This window comes from Streptomyces sp. NBC_00299, assembly GCF_036173045.1.
Taxonomy (GTDB): domain Bacteria; phylum Actinomycetota; class Actinomycetes; order Streptomycetales; family Streptomycetaceae; genus Streptomyces; species Streptomyces machairae.
Genome location: NZ_CP108039.1, coordinates 3,650,353 through 3,674,249 on the forward strand (window position 1 = coordinate 3,650,353; position 23,897 = coordinate 3,674,249).

Sequence of the window (23,897 nt, forward strand, 5' to 3'; positions counted from 1 at the left end):
TGGATCCTCGTTCAGTGGTCGAGCGGCATGATCGCGGTCTTCTGGGCGGGGTCGAAGTTCCAGCCGGGGACGATCGACGGGATCTCGACGGTGGCCGTGACGGTGACCTCGTCGCCGCCGGCCGCCTCCGAGCAGTCGGTCCCGTCGGCGAGCCAGCCGCTGACCGCGTTCTGGCACCCTTCCTGCGCGGCACCGGGTTCGAGCGAGGCGGCCCGCGCCCCCGCCCTTGCCGCCGTACCGGCCTGCTGGGCGGTGTAGGCGATGAGCCCGACCTGGATGCCGGCCATGGCGACGAGGATCAGGATCGGGATGAACCCGAGGTACTCGATGGCGACCTGACCGCGGTCGCGGCCCGCACGGCGGGGGAAGAGCCGGTACGACATCTCAGTCCTTCTCCTCCTGCACGGCCCCCGCGTGGCCCTCCACCGTGAACGGGAAGCCGATGGAGCCGGGGAAGAGGACGGGCACCTGGAGGTTCACGTCGGCGGTGACGAAGTCGCCGTTCGCGTCGCACTCCACGGTGGCGCCCCCCTGCCATGAATCCGGAAGGTGTTGCAGCCCTGCTTCCGCGCAGGCCGACTGCCCCTCCGACGCCGTCGCAGCCCGCGCCGCCTCGTCCGCAGCATTCCCAGCGAGCGTGAACGTGTACCCCAGCAGCACGCACTGCCACAGCAGCACCAGCGTCAGGATGATCAGCGGAGTCATGCCGAGGAACTCGACGCTCACCTGCCCCCGGTCGTCCCCGAGCCGGCCCTTGTCCCCCCGCCCCTTCACCTCCCGATCTCCTTCCGGCGCCGGAACGTCAGCGCCGCCCGGTCCCCGCCCCGCGCCCGGCCACCCCGGCGCTGCGCGCTTGCCTCGGTGCCCTTGACCAGGCCCAGTTCCCCCGCGAGCGCCCACATGGCCTGCTTGACCGTCCCTCTGTTGTCCAGCTCGTGGACCCGGCCGGCGTCGACCGCGCCCTGGAGTTCCTTGAAGTTGGCCGGGATCGCGGTGGCCGCGACCGACGTGCCGGTGATCCGCTGGATCAGGGCGGGCTGGATCTCCGTACCGCGCGAGTGCCGGTTGACGACGATCATGGTCTCCTCCGCCTTGCGGATCTGGAGGCGGTCCCACATCCGGACCGTGCGCTTGGCGCCGCGCACCGCGACCACGTCCGGGGTGGTGACGAGGAGGGCCGTGTCGGCCATCTCCACGGCTGCCGCGCTCGCACCGCTCAGCTGGGCGCCGCAGTCGACGACGACGACCTCGTAGCGGGAGCGCAGGGCGGTGACGACATGGCGGGCGGCGCGGTCGGTGACCTCCTCGCCGCGTTCGCCGTCGCCGGGGGCGAGCAGCAGCGCCACGCCCGTGTCGTGCCGGAACACCGCGTCCGCCAGCACGCGGGGCGTGATGTCGCTGATGGCGGCGAGGTCGACGATCGAGCGGCGGAACTGGATGTCCAGGTAGGAGGCGATGTCGCCGGTCTGGAGGTCCATGTCGAGCAGGGCGGTGCTGCGGCCGGACGCCTGGGCGGCGAGGGCCAGTTGGATGGCGGTGAGGGTGGCGCCCACGCCTCCCTTCGCGCCGCTCACCGTCACGACGGTGCCGCCGACGCCGCTGAACACATCGCCGCCGGCGCCCAGATGCCGCCGTACGCCCACCGACCACTGGGCGACCGCGTGGACGCGGCTGGCCAGCTCCTCGTAGTGCAGCGGCAGGGCGACCAGGCCCCGGGCGCCGTAGTCCATGGCGGCCTGGAAGAGACCGGGGCTCGCGTCGGACGTCACGAGGATGACGCCCACCGCCGGGAAGCGCAGGGCGACCTCGCGGATGAGCTCGAGGGCCGGGACGGGGCCGATGCGCTCGTGGACGACGACGACCTCGGGCAGTTCGTCGATGGACTCGGCGGCCAGGCGCGCGAGGGTGTCGACGAGTTGGGTGGAGTCGGTGACCGGGGCGACCGGCTCGGCGTCGGGGAGCTGGCTGAGAAGGGTCGTGAGGGACCGGACCGCGTCCGCGTCGCCGACGGCCGGGAGGATCCTCGTGGGCATGGGGGCCTCTCACTTGTCCTTGGCGAGTTCGTAGGTGCGGTCCGTCGCGGAGATGTCGGAGTCGGCGCCGGGTGCCACCAGGGCGAGCCGGACCTCGTCGGCGAAGGACTCGGCGTACGTGATGCGCTGGGCGTCGACGGTCCGCAGGGCGAAGGTGATCGGGACGGCCTCGGTGGGCTGCCGGTCCCGGTCGTCCGCGTCGGGGCGCAGGGAGGTCAGCTTGCCCACGTCGATGACGCGGGCGTTCTCGACGATGAGCTTGGACTGGTCGGGGTCGCCGTCGCGCTGCCCCTCGAAGGTGGCGTAGACGTTGACGGTGGAGCCCGAGGTGATCTTGCCGGCCACGCCCGTCGCCGCGTCGATCATGATGGCGAGTTCCTGCTCGCCCTGCTGGAGGGCGGGCTGGTCGACGATCATGTCTCTCTGCAGCAGGGAGCCCTCGAGCAGTCTGGTGACGGCGATCTTGCCCTGGATCTCGCGGAGGTTGGTGACCGCGTTGTCGGAGAGCCACCGCTCGGGCATCTCGGTCTTCTCGAACTGGCCCGCGCTGAGCGGGGTGTAGGGATCCACGTTCCGCTTGAGCCGGTACGCGGTGACCTCCGGCCCGACCTTGGATTTCACGTCGTTGATGACGGACAGGACACCGGCGAAGGCGCCGAGGGCGCAGACGATCGACAGGAGCAGGAGTATCACGCCGCGGCGCTGACGGGAGTTCATGAAACCGTGCAACCTCATTGGGGGAATCGGTCGGGTGCGGTCGGAGTGGGTTCGGTCGGGTCGGGCTGCCGTGAACGGCCTGTCCCGGTCAGCCCGCGCGGGCCGGTTGCTCGTGGGTGGGCGGGGTGGCGGAGCAGAAGACGCAGCGATCGCCGATGACGTCGATGCCGCACCAGTGACAGGAGTTCTGCCGTACGGAGGTGACGAGCTGGTAGAGCACCGACAGCTCGGGCAGAAAGGCGCAGAACTCGATCAGCTTGGGCGTCCCCCACCAGGCCGTCGACTCGGCGGGCAGGACCACCTCTCTCAGGCCCTGGGCGTTCCAGGACTTGGCCAGGGTGGCGGTGACCCAGTCGGACTGGAGCTGGCCCTGGGCGACCAGCATCGAGGTGCCGAACTCCGGGCCGGGGAGGGTGACTCCGGGGGCGATGCGGACGAGGTGCGAGGCCGGGTGCGCGAGGACGCCGAACTGGCTGCCGGGCATCCAGGACTTGGCGTGGGACTTGAGGTCCACGGGGACGCGGTCCAGCTTGGCGACGGAGCCGAGGAGGGCTCCGGCGTGGAGGTAGTGGGTGAGCAGCCGGCCGGCCGAGGCGAGGACTCCGGGGCTGAGGTCGCAGGAGGCCAGCTGCCGCAACTGGCGGGCGAGGACGGCGAGTCCGAGCGGGGGCAGTTCGGGGCGGAACACGGCGATGCGGTCGCTCTCCAGCAGGGACCGTACGGTGTGCAGTCGCTGCTGGACGCCGCGGGGAACAGCCTGCGAGCAGACGACCACGACATGCCCGTGCTGCTCGATCAGCGTCTGCATGCCCGCCAACGACCGTTCCAGGGGCTCCCGGTCGAGGTCCTGGAGCACGACGGCGGGCACGGTTCGCTCGTCCTGCGCCGGCAGCGCCATGTCGGCACTGGTCACGGCAATGGCAGTTGGCACGCGCAGCTCCCCGTTCCCGCCCGGTCCGGTGCACGGGTGTTACTCCGGTGCACCGAGATGACTTCATTGCGTGACTATCTCAGCACTGTATCCACGGCTTGATGACCGGAGAACAGCCTTTCTGTAGCCGGGAAGGAACTCACCTCGCACAACTCACGCCAAAACGGGGCAGGTCACGCACCCCAATCCTCCACGACCGGAATCCCTTGACAGCCGGATTGGTCTGGACCAACTTGGTTGACATGTTCATACACAGAGCCCGTCTGTGGGCGGCAGCCCTCGCCTCCGCCCTCTCCCTCACCTTCATCGGCGCGGGTCACGCGTCCGCCGCGGACGTCAACAACGCCAAGAACGCCGGCTTCGAGTCCGGCCTGAGCAACTGGACGTGTTCCGCGAACAGCGGGACGACCGTCTCCGCACCGGTGCACGGCGGCTCGACCGCGCTGAAGGCGACACCGGCCGGGCAGGACAACGCCCGGTGCAGCCAGACGGTGGCCGTGAAGCCCAACTCCACGTACACGCTGAGCGCCTGGGTGCAGGGCGGCTACACCTACCTCGGCGTCACCGGCACGGGCACGACGGACGTGTCGGCCTGGACGCCGGACTCGGCGTCGTGGAAGCAGCTGTCGACCACCTTCAGCACCGGCTCCTCGACGACCTCCGTGACCCTCTACACGCACGGGTGGTACGGACAGGCCGCGTACTACGCGGACGATGTGTCGGTGTACGGCCCCGACGGCGGCGGGGGCACCGACCCCACGCCGACGATCCCCGGGGCGCCGAGCGGGCTCTCGGTGTCGGGCACGACCTCCTCGTCGGTCTCCCTGGCCTGGAACACCGTCTCGGGGGCGACCGGCTACAACGTCTACCGGAGCGGCACCAAGGTCGCCGCGGTCACCGGCACCTCAGCGACCGTGACCGGGCTCGCGGCCTCGACGTCGTACTCCTTCCAGGTCACGGCCACCAACGCGGCCGGTGAGTCACCGAAGTCGGCCGCCGTCACAGGCACGACGAACAACCCGACCGGGCCGGGCCCCGCCCTCCCCAAGCACGCGGTGACCGGCTACTGGCAGAACTTCAACAACGGCGCCACGGTCCAGAAGCTCGCCGACGTGCAGTCCCAGTACGACATCATCGCCGTCGCCTTCGCGGACGCGACCTCGACGCCGGGCGCGGTGACCTTCAACCTGGACTCGGCAGGACTGGGCGGCTACACCGTCGACCAGTTCAAGGCCGACATCCGGGCCAAGCAGACGGCCGGGAAGAAGGTCATCGTCTCGGTGGGCGGCGAGCGCGGCACGGTCGCGGTGAACGACGCCACGTCGGCGACGAACTTCGCGAACTCCGTGTACTCCCTGATGCAGACGTACGGTTTCGACGGCGTCGACATCGACCTGGAGAACGGCCTCAACGCCACTTACATGACGCAGGCCCTGCGGTCGCTGTCGGCCAAGGCGGGCTCGTCCCTGATCATCACGATGGCCCCGCAGACCATCGACATGCAGTCGACGTCGAACTCGTACTTCCAGACCGCGCTGAACATCAAGGACATCCTCACGGTCGTCAACATGCAGTACTACAACAGCGGTTCGATGCTGGGCTGCGACGGCAAGGTCTACAGCCAGGGCTCGGTGGACTTCCTGACCGCCCTGGCCTGCATCCAGCTGGAGGGCGGCCTGGCCCCGTCCCAGGTGGGTCTGGGTCTGCCGGCGTCGACGCGGGGCGCGGGCAGCGGGTACGTGGCGCCGTCCGTGGTGAACAACGCCCTGGACTGCCTGGCCAAGGGCACGAACTGCGGCTCGTTCAAGCCGTCGCGGACGTATCCGGACCTGCGGGGCGCGATGACCTGGTCGACGAACTGGGACGCGACGGCGGGCAACGCCTGGTCGAACGCGGTGGGGCCGCACGTCCACGGGCTGCCGTAGCAGCGCCGGACACCGTCACCCCATCGGTCGGTAATGGCCAAGTACCCAGGCCAGCTGCGGGAACCACTCCTGCAGCCGCGTCCTGGGCTTGGCCTCCACCACGCACTCGTAGAACCGGCCGTCCATGTGGACCACCGCGACCATCAGGGCCTTGCCGTCGGGGCTCGCCTTGTAGTGGACGCCGCGGATCTCGGGCCAGCGGAACTCGATCGTGAGGCCGGACATCTCGAAGACGACACCGGAGGCGTCGACGACGACCGCGTTGCGCTTGTCCACGGCCAGGAACTCAGGGCCGGCCGGGACCGGCTGGGGCGGCACCGGTTGGCCCGGGACCGGGGCGTACGGGGGTTGCGCGGGCGGGTGCTGCGGCGCGTACTGCGGTGGGGGCGGGCCGAAGCCCGGTACGGGCGGTGGGGGTGGCTGCTCGGTCATCCGTCGGGTCCTCGGTCCTGTCCTTGCCCTGGCTGTGAACTTCTCGGCGCTGCGGTGAAACATTCTCCCTGCCCCGCCGCATCAGTGAAGTGAGAGCCTCACCGACGGCCGGCAGGCAGCAGCAGGGGGACGGCATGAGACAGGCCCGCGTGGACGAGTACGCGGAGTTCGCGGTGGCCAGGGCCGGGCATCTGTACCGGTCCGCCTGTCTGCTGACCGCCGGGGACACCCACCTCGCCGAGGACCTCGTCCAGGAGACCCTCGGCCGGATCTACGTCCGCTGGGGACGGGTGTCGCGGGTGGACAACCCGGCCGGGTACGCGCAGACGGTCCTCACCCGCACCTTCCTCGCCCACCAGCGCCGGCGCAGCAGCACCGAGCGCGCCACGGACACGTTCCCCGACCGGCCCGCGGACGACGCCGGGCACGGTGACCTGCCGCTGCGGCTGACCTTGCTGCAGGCGCTCGCCCGGCTGCCCGCCAAGGACCGGGCCGTGGTCGTCCTGCGGTACTGGGAGGACCGGTCGGTGGAGCAGACCGCCGACGCGCTGAACGCCAGTTCCGCGGCGGTGCGGACGCGGTGCACCCGGGCACTCGGCCGGCTGCGGGAGCTGCTGGGCGAGGACCTCGGCGAGTACGCGGCTCCCTGACCACGCCCCCTTCCCGCCCCCCTTTCCCGACCCCAACCCCTGAGAGACGGTGGTTTCGCCATGCCCGTGGAACACGACGAGGAGCAGTTCGAGGGGCGTCTCGGTCACGCCCTGCACGACGCCGGGGACCGCTTCGACACCGACCGGACGGCGCTCGTCACCGCCGGTGTGGCGCGAGGCCGCCGGCTGCGGCTGAGGCGGCGGGCCGCGGTGGCGGGCGGCGCGGCCGGGATCGCCCTGGTGGGGGTGGGCGGGGCGCTGCTGCTGCCGGGGGGTGGCACTTCCTCCCCCCAGCCGTCCAGCTCCAGCGTGGCCGAGCAGCCGTCCGGCACGCCGGCCCCCGCTCCCGTGACGGGCCGCGAACTCGTCGCGGCGCTCGAAGAGCTGCTCCCCGAGGGCAAGGTCAGCGCGCAGGAGGCGCGGGGCGCCACGGACGCCCTGCTGCCGCCGTACGTCCGCCTCGTCCACGACGACGGCAAGGGGCCCGCGGCCGTCGGCGTCAGCCTGGGCCGGATCGAGCCCGGCAGCGACCGGGCCCGGCAGACGATCGACTGCCCGGACAAGGCACTGGTCCCGCACGACAGTTGTGTCTCCACCCGGCTGTCGGACGGCTCCCTGCTCAAGCTGTTCCAGGGCTACGAGTATCCCGACCGGCGGGTGGACACCAAGCTGTGGTCGGCCGACCTGCTCACCCCGACCGGACAGCACGTCGCGGTCAGCGAGTGGAACGCGGCCGCCGAGAAGGACGCGCCGGTCACCAGGAGCGAACCGCCCCTGTCCACGGACCGGTTGAAGGAGCTGGTGACGGCCGACGTCTGGCGCGGGTACGTCGACTCCATTCCCGAGGACCCGAAGAAGCCGACGGCGACGGCCGCGCCGAGCGCCCCCGCCGAGCCGACGGTCGAGGCGGTCCTGGGCACCCTCGTGCCGCTGCTGCCCGAGGACGCGAAGGTCGTCGAGACGGGCAGCGACTACTCGTACGTCGTGGTCGACGACGGCAAGGGCAGGAGCTACGTCCAGATCGACGTCCAGCACGGCATGGGAGACGTGGCCGGCGAGCTCTTCGGCGACGAAGCCGAGGAGCTGCCCGACGGCACCTTGGTCGCCTTCCGGCCGAGCGGCGGCGACAAGGGCGTCGAGGGCGCCGTGATGTGGACCGTCGACACGCTGCGCACGGACGGCTTCCGCGTCGCCGTCAGCGCCTTCAACGCCGGGACCCAGCACGACGCCCCGAGCCGCGCGACCCCCGCCCTGACCGAGAAGCAGCTACGGGAGATCGCCCTCAGCCCGCGGTGGGACGACTTCCGTTAGAAGAAGTCCGCCCACGGCTGGTCCCAGATCTGCTTCACGCACAGCACCAGGAACAGCAGGCCCGCGACGGCCAGCATGGCGTTGCTGAGCGGCCCGTTGCGCCACTGGGCCGGTGTGCGGGAGGAGTTGAGGAGCCAGATCAGCGTGCCGGCGAGGAAGGGCAGGAAGGCCGCGCCCAGCACGCCGTAGATGATGATCAGGCGGAAGGGCTCACCCTGGAAGAGCAGGACGATGGGCGGGAAGGTCAGCCACAGCAGGTAGGCGCGGAAGGGCCAGGAGCGCTCCCGCCGGCCCGAGGCGACCTCCTCGCCCTTGAGGGCCGCACCGGTGCGGTAGCGGGACACGAAGTCCGCGAACATCAGGCTCACGCCGTGCCAGACGCCGATGAGGGAGGTGAAGGAGGTGGCGAAGAAGCCGATCAGGAAGAACTTGGCCGTCGCCGTGCCGTATTCGTCCTCCAGGATGTCGCCGAGCTGGATCAGGCCCTTGTCGCCGCTGGCGATCGCGATGTTCGCGGAGTGCAGCAGCTCGGCGCCGACGAACAGCATCGAAATGACGAAGATGCCGGTGGTGGCGTAGGCGACGCGGTTGTCCAGCCGCATGACCTTCATCCAGCCGGTGTTCGTCCAGCCCTTGGCGTTGACCCAGTAGCCGTACGCGGCAAGGGTGATGGTGCCGCCGACGCCGCCGATGAGGCCGAGGGTGTTGAGGATCGAGTCCTTCTCGTCGGGCAGGACGGGCAGCAGGCCCGCGAAGGCGTCGCCGAGGTTGGGCGTGACGCGGATCGCCAGGTACACCGTCACCACGAACATGACGCCGACCAGGACCGTCATGACCTTCTCGAAGACGGAGTACTTGTTGAACCAGACGAAGACCAGGCCGACCAGACCACAGGCGATGGCCCACCATTCGAGGTCCATCACGTTCGGGAACAGCGCCTGCAGCGGCAGCGCACTCGACGACATCGCCGCCGCGCCGTAGACGAAGCCCCAGATCACGACGTAGACCGCGAAGAACCAGGTGGTCCAGCGGCCCAGGCTCGCCCAGCCGTCGAAGAGGGTGCGGCCGGTGGACAGGTGCCAGCGGCCCGCCGCCTCCGCGAGGGAGATCTTGACCAGACAGCCGATGATCGCGGCCCAGAGCAGGGTGTAGCCGAAGTTGCTGCCCGCGATGAGGGTGGCGACCAGGTCGCCGGCCCCGACGCCGGTCGCGGCGACGACGATGCCGGGGCCGATGTACCGCCAACTGGACTTGCGCGGCCGGGATTCCGCCTCGCCGACCTGTGATGCCGCTGTGTTTCCTGTGGTGTCCGCCATGAGGGTCAAGAAATCTCAAAGGTGCCGGGGGGACAAGAGGGCGTGCGCGATCTCCACCCAATGTGCTCACCAGGGTTTGGAGCCGCAGTCGTCCGACCCGCAGGTGCCGAGCTCGAACCACACGGTCTTGCCCGGTCCGTCCTGGTGGCAGCCCCAGCGCCGGGAGAGCGCATCCACGAGGAACATGCCCCGGCCGCTCTCCGAGTCCCCGGCGTCCAGCACGGCCGGAACGCGGCTGCCGCCGTCGCGGACCTCGCAGCGCAGGATCCCGTGCGCGGCGGACAGGGTGAGCCTGAAGCGGCTCGCCGAGTGCCGCACGGCGTTCGTGGCCAGCTCGCTCACCAGCAGTTCGGCCACGTCGACTAGCTCGTCGAGGTTCGTGAGCCCCCATCCCTCCAGCTGCCGGCGGACCTCCGCACGGGCCTCGCGGACGACGGAGGGGCGGGGGTCGTACTCGACGCTCAGGTGTCCTGCCCCCAGGGGCGGTTGGGGATAGGAACCGAACGAGCCGTACTGGCGCAGCATGGCTCCACAGTGGCTCGCGCGGGGGGTACCGCACACGGGGAGGAATACCCGATTCCATACCTGCATCCGGTCGCCCCCGGGGTGCTCCGCCGGCCCGGCTATCCGTACTGGAGCCGTACGCTCGTCCCCTCCCCCTCGTCGCGCACATCCACGTACGCGCACACCTGCCGGGCGAACCACAGCCCCTGCCCGGGTTCCAGTTCCGCGCTCGGCGGCGGTACGAAGCCGGCCAGCGGGTCGTTCACGCGGCGGACCGTGCGCAGTTCGCACACGCATGCCGGGGCGTCGCCCCACAGCAGGGCATCGTCGAGCGGGCCGAGCACGGCGGCCGCCTCGGTAACGGCAAGCGCGAACAGCTCCGCGTCCGCTGCGCTCAGCCCCTGGGCGGCCGCCCAGCCGCGGACCGCGTCGGCCGTGGGCGCCGGGCCGGAGAACCGCTCGGCGTCGGCGGGAAGCGGTGGCAGCGGTACGGCGTCGAGTTCGGCGGCGAGCCGGACCGGGTCCTCGTACACGTCGGTGTCGGGGTGTGCTCGGCGGGCGGCGGCGACGATGGCCGGTCCCGCGACGCGGGCGTCGTAGGCGCACAGGGCCGTCGTCGCGAGCGGGGCGAAGAGCAGGTTGGCGAGGGCCTCGTAGCGGATCCACTCGGCGGTCTCCCGCGGGGACCGGCCCGCCCGGCCGCCCCAGACGGGCTCCATGAGCAGATGGATACGGCCGCCGGGGCCGGCGTTCGCCGCGAGGTAACCGGCGCCCTGGGCGACGGCGTTGGCGGCGGAGCCGGTGTACCACTCGGTGTGCGGGACGAGGCCGACGCTCTTGGCGTCGCTGCCGAGGGCGTCGCGCAGGAGGTCCAGGTTGCCGGGGGCGGCGATGGCGACGGGCGGGGGTTCGCCGGGGGCGGCGAGGGCCTCGGTCAGGAAGGGCAGGGCCGTGGCGAGGAACTCGTCGTCGGCCGCGAAGACGGCCATGCGGTGGTCGAAGTGGCCGTGGGGTGGGGCCGGTTGGTCGGTCATGGGGTGCGCTCTCCTCGGGGCTGGCAGTCGGGGCTGGTTGTCGGGACGAGGGGGCCGGGGGCCCGATGGCCGGGCGTCTCAGCGTTGGGCCGCCACCCAGGCCGCGATCTGGCTGCGGTTGCTGAAGCCGAGCTTGCCGAGGATGCGTTCCACATGGCCCTCGGCGGTGCGGCGGGCGATGACCAGACGGTCGGCGATCTGCTGGTTGGCGAGTCCCTGGGCGACGAGTTCGGCGACCTCGCTCTCGCGGCGGGTGAGACGGAGGCCGGTCGTGGCCCGGGGGGATCCATGACGGCCGGGGTTCGGCTCGCCGGGCCCGGTGGGCCGGAGCGGCCGGCTGCGGTCGTGCAGGGCGTGGTCGACGGTCTCCGCGAGGTCGAGGCCGAGACCGCGTTCGTACGCCCGACGGAAGCCGGATGGGCCCAGCTCCTCGCGGGCCCGGGTCTCGCTGTCGCGGCGGGTGGACTTCAGGGCCGCGGATGCCCAGCGGTCGCGGTCGATGCCGGCCCAGGTGTGGTCGGCGGCGCCCAGCAGGACGGCGGCCCGCTCGTGGGCGCCCGTCTCCATGGCGACGCGGGCCAGCAGGTCAAGGGTGAGGGCGATGCCGATGACGTCGTGGACGGCGAGCTTGAGGCGCAGGGCGTGGCGGGCGTGGCCTTCGGCCCGGTGCCAGTCGCCCCGCACGGTGTGAGCCAGGGCGAGCATCCGCAGGACATACGAGTGCACCCACTCCTCGCCGTGCAGTTCGCACATCCGCCGGGCCCGCTCACAGACCTCGACTGCGCGGTCGGCCTCGCCCAGGAGGCCCAGCGCGCAGGCGAGTTCGACCTGGTCGAGGCCGTACAGGCTGAGGTGCTGGCCGGGGACGGGGCCACGGACGACGCTCGCCTCGAAGTGCTTCAGCGCGGTCGGCAGGTCGTCCATGAACAGGGTGATGACCCCGATGACGTACTCGGCGTGCGCCGCCTCCGCCTCGTCGTCCAGGTCACGGGCAAGGGCGTGGGCGTCGCGGGCGAGCGCGAGGCCCGCGGTGAGGTTGTGGGTGGCGGCGGCGAGGAGGCCCGCGATCCACAGGCCGCGTGCGCGTTCCCGGGTCGGTTCCGGATTGGCGGCGAGGGCGCGGTCGAGCCAGTGACGGCCTTCGCGCGGGGCGCCGCAGGCGTGCCAGTAGAACCACAGGGTGCCGGCGAGACGCAGGCCCGTGAGGCGTTCGCCCGGGGTGGCGAGGCCGAAGTCGAGGGCGGCGCGGAGGTTGTCCTGGTCGGCGCGCAGGCGGGCGACGATCTCGCGCTGGCCCGGGCCGAACCAGGCCCGTTCGTAGGCGGTGGCGCGCCGCAGCATCCAGTCCCGCTGGCGGCGGCGGGCCGCGGGCTCCTCGCCGGGGATTCGGCGCAGGCGGTCGAGGCCGTAGTGGCGGAGGGTGTCGAGGAGGCGGTAGCGGGTGCCGTCCGGGCCGGACTCGCGGGACAGTACGGACTTGTCGACGAGGCCTGCGACGGCGTCGAGGACGTCGTCACTCCGCAGCGCCGCCACGGACGTTACGGACGCCTCCTCCGGGGAGGCCTCCTCCTGCGCACACACCACCTCCGCGGTCTCCAGATCGAAACTCCCCGCCAGGACCGACAGCCGCGCCCACACCAACTGCTCCCGCGCGGTGCACAGTTCGTGGCTCCAGTCGACCGCTGCCCGCAGGGTCTGGTGGCGGGGCAGGGCCGTGGGGCTGCCGCCGGTGAGGAGGCGGTAGCGGTCGTCGAGGCGGTCCAGGAGCTGGTCGACGTCGAGGACGCGCATGCGGACGGCGGCGAGTTCGATGGCGAGGGGGAGGCCGTCGAGGCGGCGGCAGAGGCGCGCGACGGCCCCGCGGTTGGCGGCGGTCAGGCGGAAGCCGGGGACCACTGCGGCGGCCCGGTCGGCGAAGAGGGCCAGGGCCGGGCAGCCCTCGGACGAGGACAGGTCGCCGTCCGGGTCGGGGACCGGCAGGGGGCGTACCTCCAGGAGGTGTTCCTCGGTGAGGCCGAGGCGGTGGCGGCTGGTGGCGAGGATCCGTACGCCGGTCGTGCCGTGCAGCAGCGCCGCGGCGAGTTCGGCGCAGGCCGGCAGCAGGTGCTCGCAGTTGTCGACGAGCAGGAGCAGCCGACGGTCCCTCAGCTGTTCCACCAGCGCGAGGAGCGGCGGCTGCGCGGAGTGGTCGTGCAGGTCGAGCGCGTCGGCGGCGAGCGGGACGAGCGCCGGGTCGTCCAGGCCGGAGAGGTGCACGACGCGCACGCCGTCCGGGAAGGTGCGCCGCACTCCGGCCGCGATCCGTGCGGCGAGGCGGGTCTTGCCGACGCCGCCGGGCCCGGTGAGCGTGACCAGCCGGGTCCTGGCCAGCAGCTCGCGGCCGGCCGCGAGATCGCCGCGCCGGTCGACGAAGCTGGTCGTCTCGACCGGCAGATGGTGATCCCGTCGTGGCGCTGATCCGCTCATGATCAGCCGTTCCTGTGGGGGGTGTCGAAGGGAACCGGGGAGTCCGGGAGTCGACGGCAAGGGAGTCGGGGAGCCGGCGGGTGCGCCGGTCCCCGCCATGCCGCCGCTCCCGCCGCTCCCCCCTTGCGCGGAACCTCACCCTCCCCCGCCCCCGAGCCCGCACGCACACCCGGATCACACCGCCGGGTGGACTTCGCGCGGGACCACTCCGGGCCCAACCGGCCCGCGTACACTGCGCGGCTGATTTTCGGGTGGTTCACGCCGCCAACCGGAGTGTCACCCTTGACCTGTCCATGCCACCGCCGGACGATGAGCGACGCCCCACCCGCACAACGTCCGTACGTCGCACTGAACCCCACCCCCACTCCCACAAGGAGAATTCATGCGACTTCGCATCCGCGGCTCAGGCGGCCGCAGCGGCAGACGTTCCGCCGCTCTCGCCGCACTGCTCGCCCTCGCACTCGCCGCTCCCCTGTCGGCGAACGTGTCCGCCAACGCCGACAGCGACGCCAAGCCGGCCCCCACGGCCGACGACATCCGGCAGTACGAGGTCCACATCCACTCCACCGCCAAGGACCGCACGGCACTTCAGCAGGCCGGCGTGACCGTGGACGAGGCCGATTCCCACGGCGTCGTAGTCTCCGGCCGGGCGGACCAGATCAAGAAGCTGAAGTCGCTCGGCTACGACGTCACCCCGCTCGGCGCGGTCCCCGACCGGTCCGCAGGCGAGGACGACGTCCGCCTGTACGACTTCCCGTCCGGCGACTCGCGCTATCACAACTACGCGGAGATGACGAGCGAGATCAACTCGCTGGTCTCGGCCAACCCCTCGATCGCGAGCCAGCGTGTCATCGGCACCTCCTACCAGGGCCGGAACATCGTCGCCATCAAGATCAGCGACAACGTGGCGAGCGACGAGGCCGAGCCCGAGGTGCTCTTCACGCACCATCAGCACGCCCGTGAGCACCTCACCGTCGAGATGGCGCTCTACCTGCTGCGCGAGCTGACGTCCGACTACGGCAGCGACTCCCGGGTCACCAGCATGGTGAACAACCGCGAGATCTGGATCGTGCCCGACCTCAACCCGGACGGCGGCGAGTACGACATCGCCACCGGCTCGTACCGGTCGTGGCGCAAGAACCGGCAGCCCAACTCGGGCTCGTCGGCGGTCGGAACCGACCTCAACCGGAACTGGGCCTACCGGTGGGGCTGCTGCGGCGGTTCGTCGGGGTCGGCGTCCTCGGACACCTACCGGGGCGCGTCCGCCGAATCGGCGCCGGAGGTCAAGGTCGTCGCCAACTTCGTGCGCAGCCGGGTCGTCGGCGGCGTGCAGCAGATCAAGGCCGGGGTCGACTTCCACACGTACAGCGAGCTGGTGCTGTGGCCGTTCGGGTACACGTACTCCGACACCACGACCGGGATGACGGCCGACGACCGGAACGCGTTCGCGGCCGTCGGGCAGAAGATGGCGGCCAGCAACGGCTATACGGCCGAGCAGGCCAGTGACCTGTACATCACGGACGGGTCGATCGACGACTGGCTGTGGGGCAACCAGAAGATCTTCGCGTACACCTTCGAGATGTACCCGCGCTCCGGTGGCGGCGGCTTCTACCCGCCCGACGAGGTCATCGAGCGGGAGACGTCCCGGAACCGGGACGCGGTGCTGCAGCTGCTGGAGAACGCCGACTGCATGTACCGGTCGATCGGGAAGGAAGCCCAGTACTGCAGCTAGCTACTTGGCGTCGGCTTCCTCGACGTCCGCATCCTTGACGTCAGCATCCTCGGCGTCCCCGTCTTCGAAGTAGGCGTCGAGGACCGCGTCCAGCTGCTCGTCCCACTCCTTGAAGCGGCTCCTGGCCGTCGCCTCGATCTCGATCGGGTACCAGCGGCGGTCAGGAGTGTGCACCGTGACGGTGTATCGCTTCCCGAAGCGCGGGGTCTCCGTCTCGATCGCGCCGATCTCGTCCCAGTGGAACTCGCACTTCTGGTCGTCCAGGGAGAGCCGTACGCCCTTGTGGTCGACGACGATGCGGGCCCGGCGGTCGGCGGCCTCGAAGACGGGTCCGTCGACAGGGGCGTCCTCGTCGGCCTCTTCGGCCCTGTCGTCGACGCCCGCCTCGTCCTCGTCGGCGGCTTCGGGATCCGTCTCCTTGGGGTCCCTCACCTCGGCTTCCGTCTCCTCGGAGTCCGCCACGCCGGAAGCGGCCTCCTCGGCCGCGTCCTTCTCCTTCACGCCTTCCGGCTTGGCGGACGCGGGTGACGTGAGCCCGGGGATGAAGGCCGGGTCGAACCCGGCGCCTTCCAGGGGCTGGCTGCCTGAACCTATGCGCTGCTCCACAGCGGAGCAGTATGGTCGACAACCCTGTGTCCCGCGCAACCAGCCCCCGCATCGTTACCGGAAGATTCACATGCGAGCGGCCCCCACCAGCGCAGCAGGGGCCGCCGACTTGTCCGCACCGCCGGGCGAACGCCCCGCTAGACGAACAGACTCAGCACCGCCGCCACCACGAACCCGGCGACCGACAGCACACTCTCCAGCACCGTCCACGTCTTCAACGTGTCCCGCTCGGTGATGCCGAAGTACTTGGCGACGATCCAGAAGCCTCCGTCGTTGACGTGGGAGGCGAAGATCGAGCCGGCCGAGATGGCCATGATGACGAGGGCGACGAAGGGCTGGGAGTGATCGCCCTCGGTGAGCAGGGGGGCGACGATGCCGGCCGTCGTGACGATCGCGACCGTTGCCGAACCCTGGGCCACCCGCAGGACCAGCGAGATCAGGTAGGCCAGGACGAGCACGGGGAGGCCGACGTCGTTGAAGGTGTCGGAGAGTGCCTGGGCGACGCCGCTGGCCTTGAGGACGGCGCCGAAGACACCGCCCGCGCCGACGACCAGGAGGATGTTGCCGACCGGCTTGAGCGAGGAAGTCGACACCGTCTCCAGGGACTTGCGGGACCAGCCGCGGCGGATGCCCAGCAGGTAGTAGGCCAGGAGCAGGGCGATCGTCAGGGCCACGAACGGGTTGCCGAAGAACTCGATCACCGAGCGGGTGGTGGAGGGGTCCATGGCGATCGAGGAGAACGTGGCGGCCAGGATCAGCACCAGCGGCGTACCGATGATGCCGAGGACGGTGCCGAGCGGTACGGGCGTCTCCCGGGGCTCGACCCCGGACGCACGCTGCTCGTCGATGACCGCCTGCTTCGCCTCGGCCGCCGCCTCGACCATGTCCTGCGGCACGGCGACGAAGATGCGCTTGCCGATCCAGGCCGAGAACACCCACGCGGCCACCACCGCCGGGATGCCGCAGATGATGCCCATGAGGAGGACCCAGCCCAGCTGGACGTGGAGCAGACCGGCCGCCGCGACCGGACCGGGGTGCGGGGGCAGGAAGGCGTGGGTCATCGACAGGCCGGCCAGCAGCGGCAGGCAGTAGAGAAGGATGGACTTCCCGGAGCGCTTGGCGGCGGCGTACACGATCGGCGCGAGCACGAAGATGCCGACGTCGAAGAAGACCGGTATGCCGAAGATCAGGCCGGTGAGGCCCATGGCGAGGGGGGCTCGTTTCTCGCCGAAGAGGTTGAGCAGACGGGACGCCAGCACCTCTGCGCCGCCGCTGACTTCGAGGATCGCGCCGAGCATGGTGCCCAGGCCGATGATGATCGCGACATGGCCGAGGATGCCGCCCATGCCGGACTCGATGGTGGACACGGCGTCCGACCGCTGGACGGTGCCGAAGAGTTCGGTGACCGACAGACCCGCCATCAGGCCGACGGCTATGGAGACGGCGAGAAGCGCCACGAAGGGCTGCAGGCGCGTCTTGATGATCAGGAAGAGCAGGAGCGCGATACCGATGGCGGCGACGGTGAGCAGTCCGGCCGTGCCGTCGATGAGGAGGAGCAGGCCGCCGGTGTGGGGTGGTGTCTCGGCGGGGGCCGCTGCGGCCAGGGGGAAGGATATCGGGGACAATTGGGGGTCCTCTGGGTAAGTACATACTGCTTTCGGGCAGGGAGGATCGCGGCATGGCGTCCCTGGGGGATGACGGACGCCATGCCGTTGTGCGGCGTGCGGGAGGTGTTTCGGGCGTCAGCCGAGTACGGCCAGCGCGTCGATCTCGATGAGCAGCCCCGCCGGCAGGCCGACGTACACCGTCGTGCGGGCGGCGGGCGGCTGGGTCAGGCCCTGCTCCTTGAAGTAGGTGTTGTAGATCTCGTTCATCTCGGCGAAGTGGTCCACGTCCGTCAGATAGACGCGGATCATCATCACGTCGTCCCAGGAGGCGCCGCCCTCCTCCAGGATCGCCTTGACGTTGGCGAGGGTCTGGAGGGTCTGCTCGCGCAGGGTGGGGCCTGCGGGCGTCGGGGCCTGGCCCTCGACCGCGGGGAGGAATCCGACCTGCCCGGCGACCTGGAGGATGTTCCCCTTCTTGACGCCGTGCGAGAACTTCGCGGGCGGGGTGGTGTGGGTCTTCGGGGTGAGTGCGATCTTCTCGGTCATGCGGGGTTTCCTTACGGTCCTTGCCGGGGGGCTGCCGGGTGCACGGGGTTTCTGCCGGAGTACTCGCCGCTGATGCCGTCCGCCGTACGGCGCACCAGCGGGAGGAGGGTGAGGAGTTCGTCGGCGGTGACGACGACGTTCGGCGCGGAGACCGACATCGCGGCGACGACACGGCCGTCGGCGCCGCGGATCGGTGCGGCGACGCAGTTGATGGACTCCTCGTGGCCACCGAGGTCGGTGGCCCAGCCCTGTTCGCGCACCTTTTCCAACTCCCGCAGGAAGGCCGGGGCGTTGGGGGTGGAACGGGCCGTGTACATGGGGTAGTCGAGCTTCTCCGCGAGGGCACGGCGCTCGTGCTCGGGCCGGTCGGCGAGCAGCAGCTTCGCCACGGCGGCGACGGTGATGGCGACGGGCTTGCCGATCCGCGAGTACATGCGCACCGGGTACCGGCTCTCGACCTTGTCGATGTACAGCACCTCGTCCTCCTCGTACACGGCGAGGTGGACGGTGTGCCCGCACTGCTCGTTGAGACGGGCCAGGTGGGGGTGGGCGATCTCGCGGATGTCGAGGTTCTCCATGGCCTCCTGCGCGAGGGCGATGAGGCGGGCGCCGAGGCGGTAGCGCTGGTCGGACTGGCGGTAGACGAGGCCGTGCTCGTGCAGGGTGCGCAGCAGCCGCAGCGCGGTGGACTTGTGCACCCCCAGCCGGTCGGCGACCTGACCGAGGTCGGCGGGACCCTCGGCGAGCAGCGGCAGGATGCTGAGCGCACGGTCGACGGTCTGGCTCATGGCGTACGTACCTCCTCGACGGCCCGCTCAGTGGCTTGCGTCCAGCCGGGGCCGAGTCGCAGTTTCTCCCACTCGACGTCCTCCAGGGCCACCAGCCGGTCGGCGTGGTCCCGGGAGGGCGGTGCGGCGAGGTCCCCGGGCACGGTGAGCGCGGCGGCAGCCATCAGGTGCCCGTGCCGCAACCGCTCCCGAACGCCGAGCCCCCGCAGCGTCCCGGAGAGGAACCCGGCAGCGAAGGCGTCACCGGCACCGACCGCCGCGACGACGTCGACGTGGAGGGCGGGCACGAAGGTGGTCGTCGACTCGGACCGCGCCGCGTTCACCGCCGCGCGCTCGAACGCCGTCGCCCCCCGCGCCCCGTCCTTCACGACCAGGACGCTCGGCTCCGGCAGCAGTGCGCGGATTGCCTCCGGGCCGCCGGTGACGCCCCAGGCCGCCTCTGCCTCGTCGGTGCCCACGAAGACCACGTCGCAGGTGCGGGCCAGGTCCAGGAGGACGTGGGGGCCGTCGCTGGTGTGCCACAGGCCCGGGCGGTAGTTGACGTCGAAGGAGACGAGGGGGCCGTCGGCGGGCCGGCCGGCGACGAGTTCCCTCAGCAGGGCGAGGCAGGCGTCCGACAGTGCCGCCGTGATTCCCGACAGGTGCAGCACCCGTCCGGCCCGCACCGCCGCGAGGTCCACGTTCGCCGCGGACATCGCGGAGGCCGCGGAGCCCGCCCGGTAGTACGCCACCTCGTGCGCGTCCGTGGCCCGGTCGCCCGCGGTGCGGAAGTACACGCCCGTCGGACGCACCGGGTCCCGGCGCACGGCCGAGACGTCGACGCCGTACTCCCGGATCGCCTCGACGAGATGGTCGCCGAACCCGTCGGCGCCGACCCGGCTGACCCACCGCGCGGCATGCCCCGCGGCGGCGAGCCCGCACGCGACGTTCGACTCCGCGCCCCCGATCGCCCGCTCGAACGACGGCACGTCGGCGAGGCGCCCCGGCCGCGTCGGCAGGAACGTGACCATGGACTCGCCGAGCGCGACAACGTCCACGACGTCGAGGGCATTGCAGGGTCCGGTGACAGTCACGATCGTCGTAGCTCCTCGGCGGTTGCGTGGGACGCGGACATCGTTGACCCGCGGTTCGCCGAGATGTTAGACAGCGGTAAGCGATATACGCAATGGATGTTGCAGAGAATGCAACTCCCCAGATCAGGGAGGTCCCATGAGCAACGAGGCACTCGCCCGCCTGGCCGAGGAACGCGTCGACCACCGCTTCAAGGGCCTCCCGCCGGACGCCGACGGTCTCACCGTCGCCGAACTGGCCGCCCAGCGCCGCAACCTCTTCACCGACGGCTTCGCCACCCCCGTGCTGGCCCTCTCCGCCGAGCGCCTGGAGCACAACCTCGACCTCATGGAGACGTACGCCACCCGGCACGGCCTCGCCTTCGCCCCGCACGGCAAGACCTCCATGGCCCCGCAGCTGTTCCAGCGGCAGATCGAGCACGGGGCGTGGGGCATCACCCTCGCCGTACCGCACCAGGTGCGGGTGGCGCGGGCATACGGCACCGAGCGGATCTTCCTGGCGAACGAGCTGGTGGACGCCGCCGCCCTGCGCTGGATCGCCGGTGAGCTGACCGCCGATCCGGACTTCCGTCTCATCTGTTACGTCGACTCCGTGCGCGGCGTGCAGCAGATGGACGCGGCGCTGAGCGGCGCCGGGGCCACCCGTCCGCTGGACGTCGTCGTGGAGCTGGCGGCCGGTGACGGCGCCCGTACCGGTGTCCGTACGGAGGCGGAGTGCGCGGCCGTCGCGGACGCGGTGGCCGCCGTGTCGACGCTGCGACTGGTCGGCGTCGCCGGGTACGAGGGCGAGGTGCCGGACGCGAACCCCGAGCGGGTGCACGCGTGGCTGCGGCGGCTCGTCCTGCTCGCGGCCGAGTTCGACAAGTCCGGCCGGTTCGCCGGCCTCGACGAGATCGTCGTCAGCGCGGGCGGCAGCGCATGGTTCGACGCGGTGGCCGACGTCTTCGACGAGATCCCCGAACTGTCGCTCCCCGTAATGAAGTTGCTGCGCTCGGGCGCGTACGTCTCGCACGACGACGGCCACTACCGCAAGCTCACCCCGTTCAACCGGGTCCCGCAGGAGGGCGCCCTCGAACCCGCCTTCCGCCTGTGGGCCCAGGTCGTCTCCCGCCCCACCCCCGACCAGGCCTTCGTCAACGCGGGCAAGCGCGACGCGGCGTACGACCTCGACCTGCCCTTCGCCCAGGTGGTCCGCCGCGACGGACCCGAGCGCCCGGCCACCGGCATCTCCGTGACCGCTCTGTCCGACCAGCACGCGTGGCTGCGGACGACCGAGGAGGCGGACCTGGAGGTCGGGGACTGGCTCGGCATGGGGCTGTCCCACCCGTGCACGTCCTTCGACAAGTGGCAGCTGATTCCGGTCGCCGAGGCGGACGGGACGGTCGTCGACTACATCCGCACGTTCTTCTAGGACAGGGAGGCGTCAGCCATGGAAGAGCTGGTGATCCGGGACGCGGACGTCGTCGACGGCAGCGGCGGCCCGTCCTACCGGGCCGATGTCGTCGTGGACGGCGGCAGGATCGTGTCGATCGTCCAGGAGGCGGCAGCGGCCGGCTGCCAACGGCCCAAGGCCCGCAGGGAGCTGGACGCGGAGGGCCTCGTCCTCTCCCCCGGTTTCGTCGACATGCACGCCCACAGCGACCTGGCGCTGCTGAGGGACCCCGACCACAGCGCGAAGGCTGCGCAGGGGGTCACTCTCGAAGTCATCGGCCAGGACGGGCTGTCGTACGCCCCCGTCGACGACCGCACCCTCGCGGAGGTCCGCCGCGCGATCACCGGCTGGAACGGCTCCGGCGACGACATCGACTTCGACTGGCGGACGGTCGGCGAGTACCTGGACCGCCTCGACGCCGGCTTCGAAGGCCGGGGCATCGCCGTGAACGCGGCGTACCTGATCCCGCAGGGGACGGTCCGCGCCCTCGCCGTCGGCTGGGAGGACCGCGAGGCCACGCCGGACGAGCTGGACCGGATGCGGCAGCTGGTCGCTCAGGGCATGGAACAGGGCGCGGTCGGCATGTCGTCCGGGCTGACGTACACGCCCGGCATGTACGCCAAGGACGCGGAACTGACCGAGCTGTGCCGGGTGGTGGCGTCGTACGGCGGCTACTACTGCCCGCACCACCGCTCCTACGGGGCCGGAGCCCTGGAGGCGTACGAGGAGATGGTGGCGCTGACGCGGGAGGCGGGCTGCGCGCTCCATCTCGCCCACGCCACGATGAACTTCGGCGTGAACGAGGGCAGGGCCCCGGACCTGCTGAAGCTCCTGGACGAGGCGCTGTCGGCCGGTGCCGACATCTCTCTCGACACCTACCCCTACACCCCCGGCTGCACGACCCTCGTCGCGATGCTGCCGAGCTGGGCGAGCGAGGGCGGCCCGGAGGCGGTCCTGGCCCGCCTGTCGGACGACGACACGGCCGAGCGCATCCGCCATCACATGGAGGTCATCGGCGCGGACGGCTGCCACGGCGTGCCCATCGAGTGGGACACGATCGAGATCTCGGGCGTGACCGACCCGGCGCTCGGGGACTTCGTCGGCCGTACGATCCAGCAGTCCGCGGACGCGCGGGGCGAGGCACCGTGGGTGACCGCGCGCGGACTGCTCCTTCAGGACCGGCTGGGCTCGACGATCCTCCAGCATGTCGGCCACGAGGAGAACGTCCGGACGATCATGCGCCACCGCGTCCACACGGGCGGCTCGGACGGCATCCTGCAGGGCACGAAGCCGCATCCGCGCGCGTACGGCACGTTCCCGCACTATCTCGGCCATTACGTACGGGAGTTGGGAGTGCTGTCCCTGGAGGAGTGCGTGGCCCATCTGACCGCGCGTCCGGCGGCGCGGCTGCGGCTGCCGGACCGGGGGCTGGTCCGCGAGGGCTACCGGGCGGACCTGGTGCTGTTCGACCCGCGGACGGTGGCGGCGGGGTCGACGTTCGAGGAGCCGAGAAGGCTCCCGACGGGCATCCCGTACGTCCTCGTCGACGGCCGTTTCGTGATCGAGGACGGGCGCCGGACGGACGTACTGGCGGGGCGGGCGGTCCGCAGGACACCGTGAACTGTCTCAGTGACCTGGGGACCGCCCGCCCCGCGGGCCGTGGCTATGACTGCGGCTACGGCTTGGGCAGCACGCACCCGCTCGCGCTCAGGTCGAGCTTGTTGTCGACGCCGAAGCAGGCGGGGATCTGGTAGGTCTGCTGGGCGTAGTTGATGCCCTGGCGGACGGTGACGTTGCCGCTCTCGTCGACCTCGCACGGGTTGTTGACCGTGCAGCGCTGGCCGTCCTCGTTGCCGGTGTTGTTGACGGCGACGACCTTGTTGGTGGCCTGGTCGATGACGGGGGAGCCGGACGTGCCGCCGATGGTGTTGCAGGCGGAGGTGTAGCGGACCGAGTCCTTGAAGGTCCAGTCGCCTTCCTTGAGGCGGTACGCGAACCCGTCGATGTTGCAGTTGTAGAGCCGCTTCCAGTAACCGGAGGCCACGGTGATGGCGGTGCCGGCGACGGGGTGGGTCTCCGCCATGGTGAGCGCGTCGATGCCGTACGAGCTCTTGATCTGCCCGTACGTGGTGGTGAGCTGATAGAACGACACGTCCGTGTCGGTCATCGTCCCGTACACGAGCTTGTTGGCGCGCAGGTTGGCGACCCGGCTCCCGGAGGCGTTGAGCAGACCGAACGTCCGGCTGGAGGCCCGGTCGACGACGACCTCGCCGGGTCCCGGCATGCCGGTCTCCAGACAGTGGCCGTTGGACATCACCAGCGCCGGGTCGTTGTCCTCCGAGTCGGAGAAGCGGACGACGGAGCCGGAGCAGTTGCTGAGCGAGACGGTGCCCGCGAAGTTGACGGCCTGGACCTTGGGGTTCAGGACCTGGTTGAGGCTCTCCGTGGTGGACGTGACGGTGTCCCGGACCAGGGAGGTGACCGAGTCGGTGTCCGCGCTCTTGCCGAAGGACTCGGCCGAGTTCACGGGAGCCGCAGCCGCGGGTACGGCGCCGGCCCCGGCTATCGCCAGGGCGAGGAGGGCGGCGCCGAGAGGTTTTCTCATGTGGGGGTCCCCTCATACGGAGAAGGTGACCGGAAAATCTCCGGTCACCCACGTGTTTGTCATGCGCATTGTCACGCACGAGGGGGGTGCGGACAAGGAGTTGGTTACCCGCGAGTTCAAGCCGTAGGGGATTCCCTATCACGGTGAATGGGGCGTGCGGAGAGGGCGGCGCAGGACGTTCACGGGAGGGCG

Annotated in this window: 22 protein-coding genes; 6 read left to right on the plus strand and 16 right to left on the minus strand. The window is 71.0% G+C overall.

Annotated elements, in window-relative coordinates:
- Nucleotides 1–11: 11 nt before the first annotated feature.
- The 5 genes from OHT51_RS15865 to OHT51_RS15885 all read right to left on the minus strand — a co-directional run bounded on the left by OHT51_RS15865 (nt 12) and on the right by OHT51_RS15885 (nt 3,648).
- The gene (locus OHT51_RS15865) at nt 12–383 is read right to left on the minus strand and encodes a TadE/TadG family type IV pilus assembly protein (RefSeq protein ID WP_328879596.1); all 372 of its coding nucleotides are present in this window, start codon (nt 381–383) and stop codon (nt 12–14) included.
- Nucleotide 384: 1 nt separating this feature from the next.
- Nucleotides 385–705: a pilus assembly protein gene (locus tag OHT51_RS15870; RefSeq protein WP_328884331.1), complete on the minus strand. Its 321-nt coding sequence runs from the start codon at nt 703–705 to the stop codon at nt 385–387.
- A 65-nt stretch (nt 706–770) separates the two neighbouring features.
- The gene (locus tag OHT51_RS15875; RefSeq protein WP_328879597.1) at nt 771–2,033 is read right to left on the minus strand and encodes an AAA family ATPase; all 1,263 of its coding nucleotides are present in this window, start codon (nt 2,031–2,033) and stop codon (nt 771–773) included.
- Between the two features lie 9 nt (nt 2,034–2,042).
- On the minus strand, nt 2,043–2,750 hold the full coding sequence (gene cpaB, locus OHT51_RS15880; protein ID WP_328879598.1) for a Flp pilus assembly protein CpaB: 708 nt from the start codon (nt 2,748–2,750) through the stop codon (nt 2,043–2,045).
- 88 nt (nt 2,751–2,838) lie between these two features.
- On the minus strand, nt 2,839–3,648 hold the full coding sequence (locus OHT51_RS15885; RefSeq protein WP_328884332.1) for a hypothetical protein: 810 nt from the start codon (nt 3,646–3,648) through the stop codon (nt 2,839–2,841).
- A gap of 275 nt (nt 3,649–3,923) precedes the next feature.
- Between OHT51_RS15885 and OHT51_RS15890 the strand changes: the two genes are divergently transcribed.
- Nucleotides 3,924–5,606: a chitinase gene (locus tag OHT51_RS15890; RefSeq protein WP_328879599.1), complete on the plus strand. Its 1,683-nt coding sequence runs from the start codon at nt 3,924–3,926 to the stop codon at nt 5,604–5,606.
- 15 nt (nt 5,607–5,621) lie between these two features.
- On the opposite strand, the gene OHT51_RS15895 is transcribed toward OHT51_RS15890, so the two are convergent.
- A complete protein-coding gene (locus OHT51_RS15895) occupies nt 5,622–6,038 on the minus strand; it encodes a hypothetical protein (RefSeq protein ID WP_328879600.1) in 417 nt (138 codons plus the stop codon).
- 134 nt (nt 6,039–6,172) lie between these two features.
- Between OHT51_RS15895 and OHT51_RS15900 the strand changes: the two genes are divergently transcribed.
- Both OHT51_RS15900 and OHT51_RS15905 read left to right on the plus strand, forming a co-directional pair.
- Complete coding sequence (locus OHT51_RS15900; RefSeq protein ID WP_328879601.1) at nt 6,173–6,688, plus strand: SigE family RNA polymerase sigma factor; 516 nt, start codon at nt 6,173–6,175, stop codon at nt 6,686–6,688.
- Between the two features lie 60 nt (nt 6,689–6,748).
- A complete protein-coding gene (locus OHT51_RS15905) occupies nt 6,749–7,999 on the plus strand; it encodes a hypothetical protein (protein WP_328879602.1) in 1,251 nt (416 codons plus the stop codon).
- Here the strand turns inward: OHT51_RS15905 and OHT51_RS15910 are convergent.
- The 4 genes from OHT51_RS15910 to OHT51_RS15925 form a co-directional block, all read right to left on the minus strand.
- Nucleotides 7,996–9,315 carry an Nramp family divalent metal transporter gene (locus OHT51_RS15910; protein ID WP_328879603.1) on the minus strand — a complete coding sequence of 440 codons (1,320 nt, stop codon included), beginning with the start codon at nt 9,313–9,315 and terminating at the stop codon, nt 7,996–7,998. The two genes, OHT51_RS15905 and OHT51_RS15910, sit on opposite strands and share 4 nt — an antisense overlap.
- A 66-nt stretch (nt 9,316–9,381) precedes the next feature.
- Nucleotides 9,382–9,840, minus strand: coding sequence for an ATP-binding protein (locus tag OHT51_RS15915; RefSeq protein ID WP_328879604.1), 459 nt, complete (start codon nt 9,838–9,840; stop codon nt 9,382–9,384).
- Nucleotides 9,841–9,938: 98 nt separating this feature from the next.
- Complete coding sequence (locus tag OHT51_RS15920) at nt 9,939–10,853, minus strand: MEDS domain-containing protein (RefSeq protein WP_328879605.1); 915 nt, start codon at nt 10,851–10,853, stop codon at nt 9,939–9,941.
- Nucleotides 10,854–10,931: 78 nt separating this feature from the next.
- Entirely contained in the window at nt 10,932–13,319 is a 2,388-nt protein-coding gene (locus tag OHT51_RS15925; protein WP_328879606.1) for an ATP-binding protein, read from the minus strand.
- A 382-nt stretch (nt 13,320–13,701) separates the two neighbouring features.
- On the opposite strand from OHT51_RS15925, the gene OHT51_RS15930 reads away from it, so the two are divergent.
- Nucleotides 13,702–15,051 (plus strand): M14 family metallopeptidase, encoded by a 1,350-nt coding sequence (locus OHT51_RS15930; protein ID WP_328879607.1) that lies wholly within the window; start codon nt 13,702–13,704, stop codon nt 15,049–15,051.
- On the opposite strand, the gene OHT51_RS15935 is transcribed toward OHT51_RS15930, so the two are convergent.
- From OHT51_RS15935 to OHT51_RS15955, 5 genes are all read right to left on the minus strand, one after another.
- The gene (locus OHT51_RS15935; protein ID WP_328879608.1) at nt 15,052–15,657 is read right to left on the minus strand and encodes a hypothetical protein; all 606 of its coding nucleotides are present in this window, start codon (nt 15,655–15,657) and stop codon (nt 15,052–15,054) included.
- Between the two features lie 137 nt (nt 15,658–15,794).
- The gene (locus OHT51_RS15940) at nt 15,795–17,273 is read right to left on the minus strand and encodes a GntP family permease (protein ID WP_328884333.1); all 1,479 of its coding nucleotides are present in this window, start codon (nt 17,271–17,273) and stop codon (nt 15,795–15,797) included.
- 126 nt (nt 17,274–17,399) lie between these two features.
- A complete protein-coding gene (locus tag OHT51_RS15945; RefSeq protein ID WP_328879609.1) occupies nt 17,400–17,810 on the minus strand; it encodes a RidA family protein in 411 nt (136 codons plus the stop codon).
- An 11-nt stretch (nt 17,811–17,821) separates the two neighbouring features.
- The gene (locus OHT51_RS15950) at nt 17,822–18,598 is read right to left on the minus strand and encodes an IclR family transcriptional regulator (protein ID WP_328879610.1); all 777 of its coding nucleotides are present in this window, start codon (nt 18,596–18,598) and stop codon (nt 17,822–17,824) included.
- A complete protein-coding gene (locus OHT51_RS15955; RefSeq protein WP_328879611.1) occupies nt 18,595–19,671 on the minus strand; it encodes a sugar kinase in 1,077 nt (358 codons plus the stop codon). The genes OHT51_RS15950 and OHT51_RS15955 overlap by 4 nt, the downstream gene beginning before the upstream one ends.
- A gap of 136 nt (nt 19,672–19,807) precedes the next feature.
- Here OHT51_RS15955 and OHT51_RS15960 point away from each other — a divergent pair, with 136 nt between their 5' ends.
- Together OHT51_RS15960 and OHT51_RS15965 are read left to right on the plus strand one after the other, a co-directional pair.
- A complete protein-coding gene (locus OHT51_RS15960; RefSeq protein ID WP_328879612.1) occupies nt 19,808–21,079 on the plus strand; it encodes an amino acid deaminase in 1,272 nt (423 codons plus the stop codon).
- 18 nt (nt 21,080–21,097) lie between these two features.
- On the plus strand, nt 21,098–22,720 hold the full coding sequence (locus OHT51_RS15965; RefSeq protein ID WP_328879613.1) for an N-acyl-D-amino-acid deacylase family protein: 1,623 nt from the start codon (nt 21,098–21,100) through the stop codon (nt 22,718–22,720).
- 55 nt (nt 22,721–22,775) lie between these two features.
- Here the strand turns inward: OHT51_RS15965 and OHT51_RS15970 are convergent, their stop codons facing one another.
- Nucleotides 22,776–23,705 (minus strand): S1 family peptidase, encoded by a 930-nt coding sequence (locus tag OHT51_RS15970; RefSeq protein WP_328879614.1) that lies wholly within the window; start codon nt 23,703–23,705, stop codon nt 22,776–22,778.
- Nucleotides 23,706–23,897 lie beyond the last annotated feature (192 nt).

Coding starts and splice junctions, on each gene's coding strand:
- OHT51_RS15970 (WP_328879614.1), bottom strand. CDS start 23,705: ATGAGAAAACCTCTCGGCGCCGCCCTCCTCGCCCTGGCGATAGCCGGG.
- OHT51_RS15905 (WP_328879602.1), top strand. CDS start 6,749: ATGCCCGTGGAACACGACGAGGAGCAGTTCGAGGGGCGTCTCGGTCAC.
- cpaB (WP_328879598.1), bottom strand. CDS start 2,750: ATGAACTCCCGTCAGCGCCGCGGCGTGATACTCCTGCTCCTGTCGATC.
- OHT51_RS15910 (WP_328879603.1), bottom strand. CDS start 9,315: ATGGCGGACACCACAGGAAACACAGCGGCATCACAGGTCGGCGAGGCG.
- OHT51_RS15920 (WP_328879605.1), bottom strand. CDS start 10,853: ATGACCGACCAACCGGCCCCACCCCACGGCCACTTCGACCACCGCATG.
- OHT51_RS15870 (WP_328884331.1), bottom strand. CDS start 705: ATGACTCCGCTGATCATCCTGACGCTGGTGCTGCTGTGGCAGTGCGTG.
- OHT51_RS15945 (WP_328879609.1), bottom strand. CDS start 17,810: ATGACCGAGAAGATCGCACTCACCCCGAAGACCCACACCACCCCGCCC.
- OHT51_RS15885 (WP_328884332.1), bottom strand. CDS start 3,648: ATGGCGCTGCCGGCGCAGGACGAGCGAACCGTGCCCGCCGTCGTGCTC.
- OHT51_RS15950 (WP_328879610.1), bottom strand. CDS start 18,598: ATGAGCCAGACCGTCGACCGTGCGCTCAGCATCCTGCCGCTGCTCGCC.
- OHT51_RS15890 (WP_328879599.1), top strand. CDS start 3,924: ATGTTCATACACAGAGCCCGTCTGTGGGCGGCAGCCCTCGCCTCCGCC.
- OHT51_RS15865 (WP_328879596.1), bottom strand. CDS start 383: ATGTCGTACCGGCTCTTCCCCCGCCGTGCGGGCCGCGACCGCGGTCAG.
- OHT51_RS15900 (WP_328879601.1), top strand. CDS start 6,173: ATGAGACAGGCCCGCGTGGACGAGTACGCGGAGTTCGCGGTGGCCAGG.
- OHT51_RS15925 (WP_328879606.1), bottom strand. CDS start 13,319: ATGAGCGGATCAGCGCCACGACGGGATCACCATCTGCCGGTCGAGACG.
- OHT51_RS15965 (WP_328879613.1), top strand. CDS start 21,098: ATGGAAGAGCTGGTGATCCGGGACGCGGACGTCGTCGACGGCAGCGGC.
- OHT51_RS15895 (WP_328879600.1), bottom strand. CDS start 6,038: ATGACCGAGCAGCCACCCCCACCGCCCGTACCGGGCTTCGGCCCGCCC.
- OHT51_RS15915 (WP_328879604.1), bottom strand. CDS start 9,840: ATGCTGCGCCAGTACGGCTCGTTCGGTTCCTATCCCCAACCGCCCCTG.
- OHT51_RS15960 (WP_328879612.1), top strand. CDS start 19,808: ATGAGCAACGAGGCACTCGCCCGCCTGGCCGAGGAACGCGTCGACCAC.
- OHT51_RS15930 (WP_328879607.1), top strand. CDS start 13,702: ATGCGACTTCGCATCCGCGGCTCAGGCGGCCGCAGCGGCAGACGTTCC.
- OHT51_RS15875 (WP_328879597.1), bottom strand. CDS start 2,033: ATGCCCACGAGGATCCTCCCGGCCGTCGGCGACGCGGACGCGGTCCGG.